The sequence below is a fragment of the Ruegeria sp. AK4 genome (assembly GCF_056541025.1).
This window is the reverse complement of the sequence record NZ_JBQFXS010000020.1, coordinates 1-15,279: the sequence shown is the minus strand read 5'-3', so window position 1 is coordinate 15,279 and position 15,279 is coordinate 1. Positions and strand designations below refer to the sequence as shown.

At 52.0% G+C, this 15,279-nt stretch carries 20 protein-coding genes; 9 read left to right on the top strand and 11 right to left on the bottom strand.

What is annotated here, in order from left to right; all coding sequences use genetic code 11:
* Both ACR0EZ_RS21545 and ACR0EZ_RS21540 read left to right on the top strand, forming a co-directional pair.
* Entirely contained in the window at nucleotides 1-786 is a 786-nt protein-coding gene (locus ACR0EZ_RS21545; protein WP_480616789.1) for an amidohydrolase family protein, read from the top strand.
* A 236-nt stretch (nucleotides 787-1,022) separates the two neighbouring features.
* Nucleotides 1,023-1,643 carry a LysE family translocator gene (locus ACR0EZ_RS21540; RefSeq protein WP_480616787.1) on the top strand — a complete coding sequence of 207 codons (621 nt, stop codon included), beginning with the start codon at nucleotides 1,023-1,025 and terminating at the stop codon, nucleotides 1,641-1,643.
* Between the two features lie 212 nt (nucleotides 1,644-1,855).
* Here the strand turns inward: ACR0EZ_RS21540 and ACR0EZ_RS21535 are convergent, their stop codons facing one another.
* A complete protein-coding gene (locus ACR0EZ_RS21535; RefSeq protein WP_480616785.1) occupies nucleotides 1,856-2,587 on the bottom strand; it encodes an NAD-dependent epimerase/dehydratase family protein in 732 nt (243 codons plus the stop codon).
* Nucleotides 2,588-2,776: 189 nt separating this feature from the next.
* On the bottom strand, nucleotides 2,777-3,265 hold the full coding sequence (locus ACR0EZ_RS21530) for a MarR family winged helix-turn-helix transcriptional regulator (RefSeq protein ID WP_480616783.1): 489 nt from the start codon (nucleotides 3,263-3,265) through the stop codon (nucleotides 2,777-2,779).
* Between the two features lie 103 nt (nucleotides 3,266-3,368).
* Between ACR0EZ_RS21530 and ACR0EZ_RS21525 the strand changes: the two genes are divergently transcribed.
* Both ACR0EZ_RS21525 and ACR0EZ_RS21520 read left to right on the top strand, forming a co-directional pair.
* On the top strand, nucleotides 3,369-3,737 hold the full coding sequence (locus ACR0EZ_RS21525) for an antibiotic biosynthesis monooxygenase family protein (protein ID WP_480616781.1): 369 nt from the start codon (nucleotides 3,369-3,371) through the stop codon (nucleotides 3,735-3,737).
* Between the two features lie 37 nt (nucleotides 3,738-3,774).
* Complete coding sequence (locus tag ACR0EZ_RS21520; protein WP_480616779.1) at nucleotides 3,775-4,218, top strand: hypothetical protein; 444 nt, start codon at nucleotides 3,775-3,777, stop codon at nucleotides 4,216-4,218.
* Nucleotides 4,219-4,398: 180 nt separating this feature from the next.
* On the opposite strand, the gene ACR0EZ_RS21515 is transcribed toward ACR0EZ_RS21520, so the two are convergent.
* The gene (locus tag ACR0EZ_RS21515; protein WP_480616778.1) at nucleotides 4,399-6,009 is read right to left on the bottom strand and encodes an arylsulfatase; all 1,611 of its coding nucleotides are present in this window, start codon (nucleotides 6,007-6,009) and stop codon (nucleotides 4,399-4,401) included.
* Nucleotides 6,010-6,252: 243 nt separating this feature from the next.
* Between ACR0EZ_RS21515 and ACR0EZ_RS21510 the strand changes: the two genes are divergently transcribed.
* From ACR0EZ_RS21510 to ACR0EZ_RS21500, 3 genes are all read left to right on the top strand, one after another.
* A complete protein-coding gene (locus ACR0EZ_RS21510; protein WP_480616777.1) occupies nucleotides 6,253-7,239 on the top strand; it encodes a DMT family transporter in 987 nt (328 codons plus the stop codon).
* 108 nt (nucleotides 7,240-7,347) lie between these two features.
* Complete coding sequence (locus tag ACR0EZ_RS21505; protein WP_480616775.1) at nucleotides 7,348-7,815, top strand: transglycosylase SLT domain-containing protein; 468 nt, start codon at nucleotides 7,348-7,350, stop codon at nucleotides 7,813-7,815.
* 120 nt (nucleotides 7,816-7,935) lie between these two features.
* On the top strand, nucleotides 7,936-8,679 hold the full coding sequence (locus ACR0EZ_RS21500) for an alpha/beta fold hydrolase (RefSeq protein ID WP_480616774.1): 744 nt from the start codon (nucleotides 7,936-7,938) through the stop codon (nucleotides 8,677-8,679).
* A gap of 171 nt (nucleotides 8,680-8,850) precedes the next feature.
* On the opposite strand, the gene budA is transcribed toward ACR0EZ_RS21500, so the two are convergent.
* On the bottom strand, nucleotides 8,851-9,645 hold the full coding sequence (gene budA / locus ACR0EZ_RS21495) for an acetolactate decarboxylase (protein WP_480616772.1): 795 nt from the start codon (nucleotides 9,643-9,645) through the stop codon (nucleotides 8,851-8,853).
* A gap of 316 nt (nucleotides 9,646-9,961) precedes the next feature.
* The gene (locus ACR0EZ_RS21490; protein ID WP_170515975.1) at nucleotides 9,962-10,435 is read right to left on the bottom strand and encodes a cupin domain-containing protein; all 474 of its coding nucleotides are present in this window, start codon (nucleotides 10,433-10,435) and stop codon (nucleotides 9,962-9,964) included.
* Between the two features lie 80 nt (nucleotides 10,436-10,515).
* Here ACR0EZ_RS21490 and ACR0EZ_RS21485 point away from each other — a divergent pair, with 80 nt between their 5' ends.
* Nucleotides 10,516-11,103, top strand: coding sequence for a TetR/AcrR family transcriptional regulator (locus ACR0EZ_RS21485; RefSeq protein WP_480616770.1), 588 nt, complete (start codon nucleotides 10,516-10,518; stop codon nucleotides 11,101-11,103).
* A gap of 203 nt (nucleotides 11,104-11,306) precedes the next feature.
* On the opposite strand, the gene ACR0EZ_RS21480 is transcribed toward ACR0EZ_RS21485, so the two are convergent.
* The 6 genes from ACR0EZ_RS21480 to ACR0EZ_RS21455 all read right to left on the bottom strand — a co-directional run bounded on the left by ACR0EZ_RS21480 (nucleotide 11,307) and on the right by ACR0EZ_RS21455 (nucleotide 14,135).
* Nucleotides 11,307-11,702 (bottom strand): GFA family protein, encoded by a 396-nt coding sequence (locus ACR0EZ_RS21480; RefSeq protein WP_480616768.1) that lies wholly within the window; start codon nucleotides 11,700-11,702, stop codon nucleotides 11,307-11,309.
* Nucleotides 11,695-12,162 carry an SRPBCC family protein gene (locus tag ACR0EZ_RS21475; protein ID WP_480616766.1) on the bottom strand — a complete coding sequence of 156 codons (468 nt, stop codon included), beginning with the start codon at nucleotides 12,160-12,162 and terminating at the stop codon, nucleotides 11,695-11,697. The genes ACR0EZ_RS21480 and ACR0EZ_RS21475 overlap by 8 nt, the downstream gene beginning before the upstream one ends.
* Nucleotides 12,152-12,478 carry an ArsR/SmtB family transcription factor gene (locus ACR0EZ_RS21470; protein WP_480616764.1) on the bottom strand — a complete coding sequence of 109 codons (327 nt, stop codon included), beginning with the start codon at nucleotides 12,476-12,478 and terminating at the stop codon, nucleotides 12,152-12,154. Before ACR0EZ_RS21470 ends, ACR0EZ_RS21475 begins: the two co-directional genes overlap by 11 nt.
* A 215-nt stretch (nucleotides 12,479-12,693) precedes the next feature.
* Nucleotides 12,694-13,302, bottom strand: a complete 609-nt coding sequence (locus ACR0EZ_RS21465) for a dihydrofolate reductase family protein (protein WP_480616763.1) — start codon at nucleotides 13,300-13,302, stop codon at nucleotides 12,694-12,696.
* 10 nt (nucleotides 13,303-13,312) lie between these two features.
* Nucleotides 13,313-13,804: an SRPBCC family protein gene (locus tag ACR0EZ_RS21460; RefSeq protein ID WP_480616761.1), complete on the bottom strand. Its 492-nt coding sequence runs from the start codon at nucleotides 13,802-13,804 to the stop codon at nucleotides 13,313-13,315.
* Nucleotides 13,797-14,135: an ArsR/SmtB family transcription factor gene (locus ACR0EZ_RS21455; protein ID WP_480616759.1), complete on the bottom strand. Its 339-nt coding sequence runs from the start codon at nucleotides 14,133-14,135 to the stop codon at nucleotides 13,797-13,799. The genes ACR0EZ_RS21460 and ACR0EZ_RS21455 overlap by 8 nt, the downstream gene beginning before the upstream one ends.
* Nucleotides 14,136-14,279: 144 nt before the next feature.
* Here ACR0EZ_RS21455 and ACR0EZ_RS21450 point away from each other — a divergent pair, with 144 nt between their 5' ends.
* The gene (locus ACR0EZ_RS21450) at nucleotides 14,280-15,068 is read left to right on the top strand and encodes a nuclear transport factor 2 family protein (RefSeq protein WP_480616757.1); all 789 of its coding nucleotides are present in this window, start codon (nucleotides 14,280-14,282) and stop codon (nucleotides 15,066-15,068) included.
* Nucleotides 15,069-15,279 lie beyond the last annotated feature (211 nt).

Sequence of the window (15,279 nt, the reverse complement as noted above, 5' to 3'; positions counted from 1 at the left end):
ATGATCGACTTCGATTGCCATGCGCATGTCTACGAACAATTAGTTGCAGTTGAAGGTGCGCGTTATGCCCCTAACGCCTTGGCTCCATTGGACAAATGGCTTGAGCATCAACGGACACATGGCCTGTCCGGCGGAGTTGTTGTGCAGGTCAGCTTCTTGGGAGCCGATAATTCCCAGCTTCTTTCGGCCCTTGCCGGATTGGACAAGTCGCGGTTTGCTGGAGTCGCCGTGGTTCCAATCGATATCGGCGCTGAAGAGCTGGACGCACTAGTCGATCAAGGTATTCGCGGTGTGCGATGGAACCTGGTGCACGGCGCGGCCATTCCTGACTTCGGGTCAAAACCTGTCAGCGACTTTCTTGTTAAACTGCGCGCCCGGAACCTGCATCTCGAAATTCATCTCGAAGGCTCCCGCTTGGCTGACATCCTCGACCCGTTAACGGATCAGGGCCTTAAAGTCGTAATCGATCATTTTGGATTGCCGTCCGAAGCTAACCCGCTGCGAGACCGGATGGTTACAACGATCAAATCCCTTCAGCGCGAAAATCTGTACATGAAATTCTCGGCACATTACCGAACGCCGTTCGATCTGAGCCCCCATGCCCACGAGTTACTGTCGGCTTTATCAGCGGACAAAATAGTTTGGGGCAGCGACTGGCCACACACCCAGCACGAAACCGTCGCTGATTTTTCGGGCTGCATTGAGTTTGGTCGGAGCCTATGGCCTGCTAGCGATAATAGTGCAGTCACATCCCTTTACGGGCTGAAAAGGCTTCAGCGCGTTTAGACATTTAAACAATCAGGCACAGGAGATAGATCTAGAGCACAGGTCTGTCAGGTTCTAGGGCTTCCAAAAGCTGAGTGGCGAATGACCGGTTTGGGCTGCGACCCGCCAAGCATGCAAACCGCAGAGAACGGCAATATTGGGCCCCAACCAGCTCGTTTGTCAGTGCGCAGCGAATGACGGCTTCTTTGAATGGTGCATTCTGTTAAGGTCGTAAAAACGCTGGATGGAGAAACCCAATGAGCCCTGAAATTTCGAGTTTATTTTTGGCCCTAGGAATTTTCTCGGTTGGTTTCGTCAGCATTGGGCCGAACATCCTTGCTATTATCGGAACTTCGATGGAACGCGGGCGAGACGCCGGGGTAAAGCTGGCCCTTGGCGTGGGTTCTGGTTCCGCTGTTTGGGCGACTTTCACCGTCGCTGGCCTTACAGCTCTCATCACCGCTTTTGCCGGCATCGTTACACTTCTCAAAATCTTTGGAGCGGCATACCTATTGTGGCTCGCCTATAAGGCGTTTCGCTCCGCTGCAACGCCCGCTCATTTGCACAAACCTAAGGCAGCGCGCGGTAAGAACCTTTATCTGCAAGGCATAGCAATCCAACTCACGAACCCGAAAGCGGCGCTGCAATGGATTGCCATCGTCGGGATCGGTCTTGGCAATGAGGCCCCATTATGGGTGGGTTTAGCGCTTATCCTGATCGCCACAACACTGTCTCTGGCGGTCCACGTTCTTTACGCGGTCACGTTTTCCACTACCCCGGTGGTAGCGGCTTACCAGCGCGCGCGACGTTGGATAGAAGGAGGGCTTGGCGTCTTCTTCAACTTCGCCGCGTATAAGATTGCGACGTATCGTCAGTGACCAAATGCTGACATTGAACGAACGGCAACAAAGCCCCCTTTGTCGGGATTTGCAAAGTTCAGTTGAGAACGTCCGGTTAGGGCTGACTACGGTCCTTTAGAGTAAAAATGCGGATGGCCGCAAAGTCCCGCTTTCCGCTTTGATCGGCCTTGCAGCTAAGGTCTGGAGCGAGCCCAAACTACTCGATGCTGCGATATGAACGGATGCCTGTTTTAGGCGGATGGTATTTGAAAGGTCGAAAAGGCGTCGTCCTGCGGTGCGTACCCAAGCACTTTGCAAGTTTCGGTTAGATCCAGCCGCTTAAATCGATTGTTAGAGATGCCGTGCGCGATAAAGCTCCCTTTGATTTCGGCTTGAATCGCCCGGTCAATCAGATGCGTCGCGTCTCGGTGACTGAGCCACGCGCTGAGATCACGCAGGGTTTCAAGTGGCGGGCCGTCGGCAGGCTCAAACGCCCCTATTCTCAATGAGACGCAGGACATGCCGTTCCGCGTCGCATAAAGCGAACACAAGGCTTCCCCATAGCACTTGGAGACGCCGTACAGATTGGCCGGGGCAACAGCCATTCCCGGAACGATTTGCCGGTCTACGGGGTATCCTTCGATGGTTTGTGCACTGCTCGCGAAGACGAAGCGGCGGACGTTTGCCTGACAAGCAGCTTCGATCAAGTGGGTTGTCGCCAATATGTTGGCAGGCAGCACATCATCAAATAGTGCGTTCGGGTCGGGTACGCCTGCGAGATGCACAACGGTATCCACGCCTTGGCACAAATCCGCTGCCGCATTTGCCTCTGAGAGATCAGATCGCACGAAATGATGCTGACCCGAAACAGAGTACGTGGGTTCATTCAAATCGGACAACACAAACTGATACCGCTCGTGATATGCGGCAAAAAATGCCCGCCCAATCCGACCCGACGAACCAGTTACAAGCACCTTCTGCATGGTCTGTCCTCCCAACCTCTGCGACACGGTGGTTAGCTCTAAAGCGACCATAAGCCGAAGGAAAGCAGACATTCAGTTCGGTCTGCTTTTCGGTAACTTTGTTCGCAAGGCAGACGTTGGCTCCTTGTTGTGAACTTCGAATGTCTGTTTCAGAACCCAGTACGTTCGATGCTGCACTCTTTACGAGTGTCAGCTTTGGGTCGAGCTCTGATCTTGTCGCGTTGAGGTTTCTTCAAGGCGTGTTTTGAGATGGTCAACAATATTTTGCGCTGATGCAATATCATCTGGCGACAGACCTTTCGAGAGTTCATTCACCCATGGGATTTGCTTCGCAATCGCAGCTTTGTACAACTCCTGCCCCTTTTGGGTCATGACAACCAAGTGCGCCCGCTTGTGGTGTGGGTTCGGCTGAAACTCCACCATGCCTTCTTTGCTTAATTCATTGATGATCCGTTGTACGCCCTGCCGGTGAACGCCCATCGTCCGTGCATGCCAGGCAACGGATTCCGGTCGATCAGAATAGGCGATGGCACCAAGAATCTGCCATCGGGCACTTGTTAGACCGAGTTCTGATACGAGGCGATCACCGGCAAGCTGCAATCGACCGTTCAACCGAAACACATCCAGTATCAAGGCTGTCACGGCTTCTCCTTCTTCAGTCCTTCGCGCATCCGGCATGTCGATTCCTCATTTCATTTGACAACGTATTGTCATTGTGTTTGGTGCTTCCTAAATATGACAACATGACACCAAAATGAATCCACTTTCAAGGAGCACCGAAATGGTAAGTTTCAAACCCCTCGACCCGGAGTTTCCCATTGAACGGCAATTGGACATCGACGCTGGCCCCGTCGTTCTCGTCAATCTCTTCACAGTCGATCCCGTTGACCAAGTCGCCTTGGTAGAAGCTTGGAAGTGCGATGCCCAATGGATGAAGAAGCAACCGGGTTACATCAGCACCCAACTGCACAAAGCCGTTGGTGACGGTAGCATGTACCTGAACTACGCGGTTTGGGACTCTGTTGCGGACTTTCGCGTCGCGTTTTCCAACCCCGAGTTTCAGCAGCAGCTCAGCCACTATCCCTCAAGCGCTGTGACCGCCCCCCATCTGTTCGAGAAGGTTGCGGTGCCGAGTTGCTGTACGGCCTGACGTAATCCTTTCCAAAAGCCAATTTGAGTGAACCGCTATGAAAACAAAGATTCACGCCATCGCGGGCGGCATCGGCTTTGTGATGATCCTCCTCTTCTGGACGTCAACGGCCACCAGCGAACTCTTTGCGAGCCATGAAACAGTCGCGACCGTCAAGGCATTGATCCTAAAAGGCATGTTCATCCTCATCCCGGCAATGGCGATTGCTGGCGGAGCGGGCATGGCAATGGGTCGGAAACGCAAGGACGCGCTTACGAAAGCTAAGAAAAACCGAATGCCCGTCATCGCGCTGAACGGCTTGTTGATCCTCGTACCTGCCGCTTGGTTTCTGGCTGGCAAAGCCGCTGCTGGCGAATTCGACAGCACATTTTACACGGTACAGGTGATTGAATTGATTGCTGGGGCAACCAATCTCACGATGATGGGACTGAACATTCGTGATGGCTTGCGAATGACCGGCAAAATTCGAAGGCCTCGTTGAAAGCTCGATTCTAGTCCAACCACTGGCGAAATTGCCGACAACCGAGCAAACGCAGCGAACTAGCGCTATGTCCGCTTGTCGGGATTTGCAAAGTTCAGTTTGGAATGTCCGATTAGGGCTGAGGGCAGTCATTTATTTGGAGTTCAGAGATGGACGGTTCTGAACCCTGCGTGAAGTCAACTATCCTTCTGCTGTTTCAATTTTCCACGCCTCTAGCAACCGCGGAAGTGCAGTACCCCAATCCATAACACCTGTCCGTTTGGCCCAGTCGTTGTATTGGCCAACTAAGTCTGCCTCTAATTCGACGTTACTCCCTCTCAAATCAGTCAACTCTGTGCGGTCCGCTTCGATGTCATAGAGTTCCCAATCTTGCCCATACTGCCTGACAAGTTTAAACTGACCCAGCCGTACCGCCGAATTCCCCTCATGTTCGAAAAAGATAGGCTCTTCTCGCGCCCAATCCTTGCCGCGGAACAAATCCATCAATGACTGCCCTTGCAGGGGCTGAATTTCGTGACCACCAACCTCACTTTGGTACTGGCATCCAGTTGCTTCTAAAATAGTAGGTAAAATATCTACGACGTGACAGGCGGCGTGCGCGTTTGCCCCGGAGGCAAACCCCTTGGGCCAATGCGCTATAAGCGGCGTCGAAATCCCGCCTTCATGAACGTAGTGTTTGAACAACCGAAATGGCGCATTCGAGACATTTGCCCACGGCTTGTCGTAGCTCTGGTATGTCTGGGCACCGCCCGGCATCACGTCGGGGCGATTTCCCATTTCAATGGGTAGGCCGTCATTTGTCATATCTGGGAAGAACTTTGCCCATCCGTCTTCCGCCATGAATTCAGCGCAACCGCCGTTGTCGGACAGGAACAAAATCAAGGTGTCTTCAAACTGCCCCAAACGCTTTAACGAAGCGATGAGCCTGCCGATAGATTGATCCATCCGGTCAACCATCGCAGCATAGGTGGCCATCTTTCGTGCCTCCCAATCGGTATTCTGTTCAACCTCCCAAGGGTGAACAGCAACATCACGCGGAGATATTTCCCAGTTCTTCTGAAACAGGTTCATGCTGTTCATGGTTTCGTGTCGTGCGGTACGGATTGCGTCCCAGCCGCCTGAATACACCCCATCATAGCGAGCGATGTCCTCGGGATTGGCATGCAACGGCCAATGCGGTGCAGTATGTGCGAGATAAAGAAAAAATGGCTGGTCGTCGGGCGTTTCTTCGATCATTTCAATCGCCTTGTCGGTGATCGCATCCGTGAAATAGAAGTCATCGGGGAATGTCATGACACGGCTGTCATCTTCGAGCATGTAATGCGGCGAGAAGAAGTGGGTGACGCCATCAACGATCCCATAGAAGCGATCAAAACCGCGCTGTCTCGGCGTTGGATGCTCAACATCTCCAACTCGCCAACTGTCTACTTCGCGCGCCATGAAATCTCCGGCGACATGCCATTTGCCGGACATCAAGGTCCGATAGCCACCTGCACGTAGGTGCTCCGCAATGGTGGCGCTGTCATTGCGCAAAAACCCCTGGTATGCGGGTGTTCCCAGATTGGCCCCCATGTGGCCCACGCCGGCGTTGTGCGGGTACAACCCTGTCAAAATAGACGCCCGCGTAGGACAACAGCGGGCGCAGTTATACATTGCCGTAAGCAGCACACCATCCCTCGCAAGGCCATCGATATTTGGAGTGCGTATTTCCGATCCAGTGGCACCCAAATCTGCAAAACCCAGATCATCGGCCAAGATCAATATCACATTCGGTCGTTTTCCTGTCGGCATTCGGAGGCTCCATTGCTGCACTTATGAGCTTACCTCAATATCGACGATGATCCTGTCTCTAAGCGACTAGACAACAGAGGGGTAAGGGAAGTTGCCAACCACTGCCTTCGGCACAAAGGTTTCTAGAGCGAGAATGGAAGCGGTTCCGGATTCGCGCCGCGGACAATTGACTGACTTACCGTGTCGCAAAGCGACGTGATCTATTCCTTGGCCCATGGTAGTGGCCCGATGAAGGGGCACTCCATGACAGCGGAACACAAACTACAAAACCCGACAGTTGGTATTGCGTTCGTACTAATCGGAATATTGGCGATTTCTATCAATGATATGCTGATCAAATTCCTTTCTGGCGGTTACCCCTTGCACCAAATGGTGTTTTCAAGATCGTTAATCGGGATCGGATTCAGTTTTGCTCTGGTGCAGATGGAGGGTGGTTGGCGCATCCTCAAAACCGACCAACCGGGGCTTCACCTTTTACGTGGCTTACTGATTGTCATTGCCAATCTGACGTTCTTTACGGCCCTGGCGGTTATGCCTCTGGCAGAAGCCACTGCTGTTTTCTTTGTGGCGCCCTTGATGATCACTTTGCTGAGTATCCCACTGCTTGGCGAAAAAGTTGGGCCGATGCGGATTGGTGCCGTACTTGTGGGATTTTTTGGCGTAGTGATAATGACCCGCCCATGGGAGGCCGGTGGCGAGCGTGAGGTCGGTCTGCTGATGTATGCCCTTCCGGTTCTTGCTGCGTTTACCTATGCACTCAACAACGTGATGACGCGTTTCCTTGGCGCAAAGTCCAAAGCCTCAGCAATGGCTGTGTACATTCAGGCGTGCTTTATCGTTGTCAGTCTGTTGTTCTGGTCAGTGGCGGGGGATGGGCGCTTTGCGAGCGCGTTTGAAAATGAAAGCTTGATCTTCTTGCTGCGTGCTTGGGTTTGGCCCGAAGGGGCTGACCGTTTGTTGTTTATTGGGCTCGGATTCAATTCTGCAATCATCGGGTATTGCCTCGGCCAAGCTTACCGCATGGCGGATGCGGCTACGGTTGCGCCGTTTGAATATGTTGGTCTTCCTATGGCTATTTTCTGGGGATGGGTCATATGGGGAGAACTCCCAAACCTGCCCGTTGCGATTGGCATCGCACTGATTTTGGGGTCAGGATTGTTTGTCTTTTTGCGCGAGCGCCAGAAAAAAAGGCACGTTGTTACTGAAAAAAGAGTTCACCGTCGGTACTAGGTGCCAAATCACTTCGGGCCAAAAGCCGCTCAGCAATATCCAAGGATATTGAATATCAACCGCGGTTGAGCACTGATAATTCTCATAGTTAATGGGATGAGAATTTTGATGCGATATACAGCCGTTCTTGCTGCGCTATTTCTTGCCGCTTGCGGCAATGAACCCGCAGAGCCAATAACCCGACTTTATCCCGGCGAGACGCCCGAGCTGCGCCTGATGATCAACGAAACCGCAGACGCAAACGAAGTGCCGCGTAGCCTTGTACACCGAGTGATCCAGCGAGAAAGCGACTATCGTCCCTATGCCCGCAACGGTCCCTATTACGGGTTGATGCAGATTTTGCCGGCGACAGCGCGCCAAATGGGGTTTCGCGGAGAGGCTTCTGACCTCTTGGACGCGCAAACCAACCTGACATACGCCGTGAAATACTTGCGTGGCGCCTGGATGGTTTCAGATGGAAGTGAGCCCGAAGCGGTCATGTGGTATGCCCGCGGGTATTACTACGAAGCCCGAAACAGATGCATGCTTGTCGCCACGGGACTTAGAGAAACTGAGGTCCGAAAATACTGCGGCTGACGTCCTTCCTACAGGAGTTGCACAAATCTTCCGATAAACTGCAAACAGCCTTCTTCAAACAAAGTAGCTTGTACAACGGAGTAATTTTGTTGCGCGTCCGACCAAGTTCAGGAGACTGACATGTGTGCCAAAAACTCAAACCAATTCAGAGGGTTCCGCGACAATCGGCCGATTATTTTGTTCGTTGCGGGATTCGGCGACAATGGGAGCATGTTTGAAGGATTGGCTGAGACACATCTTGCCATCAGCCATCGTTTGTTGCCCATCAATCTTCCAGGATTTGGTGCTCAGCCCCTGGCTGGGAGAACAACTCTCGAAGCTCTGGCGAAATATGTGAAAAATGAAGCAATAAAGTATGAGGCAGAGATTATTGTCGCCCATTCGGTCGCTTCAATCATAGCTTCCTTGGCCGCCGGCCGGGCTGACTGCCCTTTGACCACCATCGTTTCGTTGGAAGAAAATATTACCGCCGCAGATGCCTATTTTTCCGGGACAGCCGCTGACTACAGTGACCCGGCAGAATTTCGCGGAGCGTTTCTAATGCGGCTGGATGAAATGGCGAAATCCGCACCTATCATAAGAATATATCGCGACGAAGTCTCAAAGGCCGATCCTGTAGCGCTTTGGCAGCTCGGCATCGACGCCCGGAAGTTTTCAACACACCACGTACCTGGTGAAGTCTTGCAACGTGCAGCAAATATCACCTACCTTTATAACCCCGACAATTGCCCCGAAGGCACTGTCCGTTGGTTAGAAGAAAACAAGATAAGCCGGATCGTCTTGGAAAACGCCACACATTGGCCGAGCGTTGATCAGCCAGAAATGCTCGCGAACAAAATCGCTGAGGCGCTCGAAGAAGCCTAAAGAGTCCACAAATCGGAGTCGTATGAAAGCCTGGTTAGGTATTTCGGAATTATAAATGCTCAGTAATGAAGCTCAACTTCTAGTTGCCTCTACCGTCTCCCCGAAGTCAGAGCTCTTACGGCTTTCTTTGCTCCGGAATATTGCGCGCTCATTCGGGGCACTTAAAGGTGTCTAGCTATCGTTGCTTTCTGCTTTCAGGATACCGTCTGCCGAAGCGCCTGCGGTCAGATTAGCGTCAGAAAAGGATCTGCTTTCCGGAAGTTCGAGGTGCAGAGAAGATGTATGGTCAATTTCCAATCGGCCACTGGAAAGGGTGTAATCGAGTACATGCCCACCTTTACTCAAGTCGCTCGAAATAAAGTGAAGGTGGTAGCCCGGCACACCGATACCCACCGCATAGTCCGGGCACCGAAACCCCAGAATTGTACCGTCCACGTCATTCAGCTCAAATTCTGCCTGAGTTTTCACGACTTCCAGCAGAGGTCTATAGGGTTTGTCCTGACGCAGGACGTTTCTATACTTGATGTGTTTGATGCGCCCAGTAAATCGAACGGCATAAAATAGGTTCTTCGCTTCTGCTAGCCCATCCAGTCGACCTTCAAAGGAGTGTTTGTCTGTTGTCTCATCCAGCGAAAGCGACACTGTGGGTTCGAAATTGATGACAGCAGCATAAGGGGTCATGGCTGTGTCACTTGCAATTGTTGCTTTTCCTTCACCATCCAGTCGATACGCTACGCCGTCAATTACAATCATCTCGCCGTCGAGCGCGTCGAACGTACCGAGGCCAAAGTTCCCGTGTTTCAGCAAATCACCAATAGTGACGGTTCCGTCGTAAACACCTTGCATTACAGCACTCAGCAGCGACGCCTGATAGTATTCGTGCACATGTTCATTCGGTTCAAATCGCTGTTCATTGCTATGGCTGGCGGCAGCGGTTGCAAAGGTGAACTCTGTGTCCTTAGGCATGAATTTCCACCACTTGGTGTTTCTGGACATTATTTGGAATTTGGATTGGAAGCACGAACAGTATCTCGCTCTCCATATGATCAGGCAACAGCAAAGGCCCGGCTAGTTTATGCGGGCCTTCGTTTGGTTTGTGAAGAACCTGGTGAATGACTGCTCTCCTCCCAGTCGCGAATCTGCAAGCCCGCTTATACACCACGCGAAGAATGAGTTTGAATGTCCGGTTCGGGCTGACAGCCAGCATTGCCAGTAGGGTGTACGGCAGAATCTTGAATGCAAAACAGCCTATTTGCAGGCCGGAGTTATGTAAGCGCGTTCGTTAGCTGGGAGCTTCCGCTGGCGCCAAGATCGTCATTCCCACTCGACCTGCCACGGCCATAATCGCCGGAATGTCTGGCGGTCCATCTGGCACCGGAATATCGGTCGTGCCGTCAGGCATTGCTTCACCGGCTTCAGTAAAGAATGTGTCATGCATAGCGCCAGGGGCGTTTATGCAAAGTAACCGGCCAGGCCGTTCCCCAGTACATGTAAAGGCGTGCACTGCGCCGTCCGGAATTTTGACGAAGTCACCAGCTTTTGCGTTGACTGTCTCGCCATTCAAAAAGAACTCGAATTCACCGTCGAGTACATAGAAGCTCTCATCTTCGCCAGCATGATGATTGGGCGGTGCACCGGCACCCGGTGCCGTCTTTATCTCGACGATTGTGCAACGATCTCCTGTCTCACTGGGAAAGGCGTGAAAGGTCAGCAGGTTCCCAAGAAGATGATAAATTCGCGGGCGAGGTTCAGTCATTACTGCGACTCCCTTTACTTAAAACACACTGCGCTTATGATACATATATCTACTTATGAGACAAGTGTATCACAAAAGGTTTGAACTTGGCGCCTCGTACAAATCAAATCAATCGAACGCGAGAAGCACTTCTTTCGGCTGCTCGAGAATTGATGTCGGAGGGCAAGGAAGTCACGCTAGCAAAAGTCGCTGAACGCGCCAAAACCAGCCGTGCGACGGTCTATCGTTACTTTTCAGACCCAAGTGTTTTGGCTTTGGATGCGACGCTTGATCTTGATGTCACCCCAACGTCAGAGCTTCTCGAGGGACTGGATGACGTCAGGAACCGTGTACATGTCGTCGCACGCTATTATCTGGATTTTTCTCGGGTTCATGAGGCGCACTTCCGGCAGTTTCTGGCTGAATCACTCAAGGCATCACTTGAGGATGGAACGGTCAAAATGCGTGGCGCCAGAAGAGTGGCGGCTTTTTCTGAAGCACTTGCACCAGTTTGCCCATTGATGGAGCCGAAGGAAATTGACAACCTGGCGAAGCGACTATCCATGACGACAGGCATGGAGCAACTTATTATTCTTGAAGACATTCTGCGCGTGGACAAAGCAACTGGCTACCAACTTCAGGAAGGGTTGGTCGATGCCCTGTTGGATCGATACTTGCCAAAACTTTGAGGCCGAATTCAGATGCTGACTTTTTCTTAAAACTGCTGGCAAAAAAACGCCAGTTTGATTTCCGCTTTAGGCTGCGACCCGTCGATGCTGCGCGTTGAAGAGAGCGACGGGAGCAAGCCCTAGTGCCAAGCCTGCCCAGTTCACTAATCGTCAGTGTTTGGTTGAAGGCAAGCGAAATAATGTGCGAGTTGTGCAGCATAGCGCTACGCACACGTCAGGTGTTCGTGGGGTTCGTCCCAAGGCTGCGCCATTTCGCCATATACAATGAATGCCGGACTAAATTTGGAAGGGTCGTCTAAAGTAGCTGCATGAACGTAGATGCGTTCAGGAAATCTCTCGGTTCGACTGGTTAATGGTGAACCGCACTCCGGGCAAAACCCCGCGTTGGTGATCGCTCCATTGTCGCTCGGAGAAGCGAATTCTTTAATAACACCTGAGACTTTGAACTCAGCCTTAGGGATCGCAAACGCAGAAGAATGGCCGCCGCCTGTGGCCCGCTGACACTTCCGGCAATGGCAATTGAACGAAAACTCGATCTTTGCACGACATTCAAACCTTACCGCACCGCAGGCACAGCCTCCGTTGATTGTGTCAGTCATCTTGCCCCCTAAATTGCCGCTTTAGTTTTTCAAACCCACTGGACCATCCGAATTCGAGAGCTTGCTTGCCTTGGCGTGTAGGTATTTTTTTGTGCACCAAAGTCACCCGAGCACCACCGTGCTCAGGGGTAAATCGGACACATACAAGCGTCTCGCGCCCTTCGGTCAGGTCTTTTTCCTCTTCACTTTCCCAAGTGAAGGACAGGAGCTTGTCAGGTTCGACTGATCTGTAGCGACCTCGGTGATGCGAGGCTTCGCCAGATTGCGAGATCATCTTGAATCGCCAATTTCCGCCGACCCTAACATCCATTTCGAGCACCTCCGCACGAAAACCTTTGGGGCCGAACCATTGTTCGATTTTCGAGGGTTCGGTCCACGCACAATATGCCTGATGAACGTCTACAGCATACCAGGCTGAAACGCTCACTTCATTGACGTCAGATACAGCTTCACTGTTCATCAGTCTTCTCGCGAGCCAGGAACGCACCCAACGATTCAAGGTTGTCACCCCAAAAGGCAGCGTATTTTTCAGCCCATGATAACGCAGGTTGAAATCCCCTCTCGTCCAACTCGATGTGATGTTGTCGACCTTTTAACGTCCTGCGAACCATGTGTGCCTGCTCAAGCACTTTTAGATGTTGAGAAATCGCACCTGGTGAGAGCTTATGATCCGATCCCAACTGGTTCACTGTGGTTGGGCCACTTAAAAGCCGATCCAACATCTGTCGTCTGACGGGGTGAGCTAGGGCCGAGAAAGCAACATCAGTATAGGACATGATTTGAAGATACCTAAATAGTTTAGTTGAACCTAAATAATAGTGAATACTTGTCAAGTGACCGCTTGAGATTGAAAGCAGTGGAGCAATCCACTCACGCCTAACTCAGACTTCCCGCGCAGCTTGAGCGCGATGCAGCAGGTTCGTGAATTCCCGGTTACGAAAAGAACAGCCAATTGCGCTAAATGCACAGTGCTGTGGCAGAGTATCCAAAATCACGGCTGCGGTGCCGGCTGTGAGGCACCACTTTTCGGACGATAAAATTGCATCGTTACACCATTTCCGCAGTGCTCAAATCTGATCAGCTTCAGTTGGCTTGGTGGGTTGCCGTTCTCAAAAAGACGCTTGCCGCCGCCTACAACCTCTGGAAAGACCCACAAGCGGAACTCATCAATAAGCCTATGGGCAAGAAGGGCTTGTATCAGGCGGGAACTGCCATGCACCTGCAACAGAGGCCCATCCTGTGCCTTTAAAGCCGATATTTCGTCTGCGACGCTACCGTTGACCGGGTGCGCGTTCTGCCAGTGCAAAATGCTAGGTTGTGAGGTCACAACGTATTTTCGAGCATTATTGATACGGTCGGAAAGTGCGGACTTCGGCGCGTTTGGCCAATGGCCTGCAAAGAGGTCATAGGTCTTGCGGCCAAAAACCATATCATAAGGATCAGACATGGCGTAGTGCTCGACCTGGTCCATGACGCCGCCCCAATACGGTGCGGCCCAGCCACCATGTCGAAATCCACCGGATGGGTCTTCTTCCGGCATGCTTGGGGATTGCATTACTCCGTCGAGCGTCAAGAATGTCAGAACGGCAAGCTGTCGCATGGGGTGCCCGTCAGTCTGAGCTCATTGAAGCCAGATACTCGCCAAGCTTGTCAAAGGCCTGGTTCCAACCACCGGCACCAGCTGTGCCCTCTTCGACACCGATATGGACCATTGTCATCAGCGTTTTTCCGTTCGCCTCCGAGAGTTCAACAATGATCTCGGTGATGTCAGGAAAATCATCCGGCATTCCCATCGCCTGAGGTGCGATTAGGTTGCCATCCTCGTCACACATACTCTCGGTATAAACGAGGCGGCGCGGGCAAGTGACTTCCTTATATACGCCAGTGAACCACATTTTCATGGGTCGTTCGGCTGACGTCATTTCCATACAAACCTTACGCGTGCCGCCAACAACCACATCCATTTCTGCCACCGGAACGGACATACCGCGGGGTCCGTACCACGCACGAAACAGAGCCGGGTCAGTCCACATATCCCATATAGCCTCAATCGGGGCATCAAACTCGCGCTCGATCTTCACCCATTTGTATTCCTCATTCATCGGGCGTTCCCTTCATTCCATTCAGAATTCTGTCCATTGCGTCGAAGCGAGCCTCCCAGATGAAGCGGTATTGTTCAGTCCAGCTTGCAACGGCCTCCAAAGGTTTTGTCTCCAAGGCACAGGGTCGGAACTGGGCTTCCTTCCCACGTGTGACGAGGCCGGCGGCTTCGAGCACCCGGATATGTTTGGAAATCGCAGGCAACGTCGCATCAAACGGTTCTGCCAGTTCATTCACCGTGGCTGAGCCTTGTGCCAAACGTGCGAGGATCGCGCGCCTCGTCGGGTGAGCCAATGCGGAGAAGGCAGCATCGAGTTGTTCATCGCCAATCATGACTTCATTATTAAACCAATCAGTTAATTAATCAACTGGTATAATTGGGGCCAACAAAGTCAACCATGCGGCTGTGCGTTGGGGGTACGGACTTGGCAGAAGAACCTGTCTTGTTCCGGCCTTGGTTAGCATGGTCTACTTCCGGTGACGAATGAACCAAATGAAACGCGCATTATGACATCCCAAAAACAGTTACTCATGAAGCTCCTCAAAGGTATCGAAACCGGCGATCCAGAGGCGGCCGCTGTCGTCAACGAAAGCAAGTATATTCAGCATAATCCACGTACTGGCGAAGGAAGCCCCGGACTGGCGGAACTATTTGCGCGTCTCGCCAAGACAAACCCACGCGTCACCTTTTTTCGGGTCTTCCAGGATGGTGATTTCGCCTTTGCTCACAATGAATATGACTTCAACGGCGTGGAAGTTGCGTTTGAGGTATTTCGCTTTGAAGATGGGAAGGCGGTTGAACATTGGGACAATATTCAAGAGATCCAATCTCCGAATCCATCAGGCCGAACAATGCTGGATGGGGATACCGCAATTACAGATCTCGACAAGACCGAAAGCAATCGGGAATTGGTCCGGGACTTTGTCGAACGCGTTCTGATCGCACGGAATTTTGAGTCGATGGCTGCATATCTCGCGACCGACCTAATCCAACACGATCCAGGGATCGCTGACGGCATTGCTTCCCTTCGCGTTGCACTAGAAGAAGAGCAAAATGGTGAGCTTAGAATCGACCATCAGAAACTCCATCGTATCCTTGCCGAGGGAAACTTCGCCCTTTGCATGATTGAAGGCCAACGGGATGGACAACATGCTGGCTTATTCAGCCTGTTTCGACTTGCCGATGGCAAGATCGTCGAGCACTGGACCACGTGCACGCCCATTCCACCGCGCCATGAATGGAAGAACAACAACGGTAAGTTCTAGCAGGCACTGAAAAGACCGACGTGTCTCTTTCAGCGGTGAAAGAAGCCGTTTTTGGGCTGAGAGCGGTCTTAGATTTTGGATAGTGCAGCTTAGGTTCTGGACCCATTAAATTTGTTGCTGTGTCTCGTTTGCATGATTCAAGCCCCTGAGTTTCAGAGGTGTATCATGAGCAATCTATTCTGGCTGACTGACGAACAGATGGAGCGCCTTC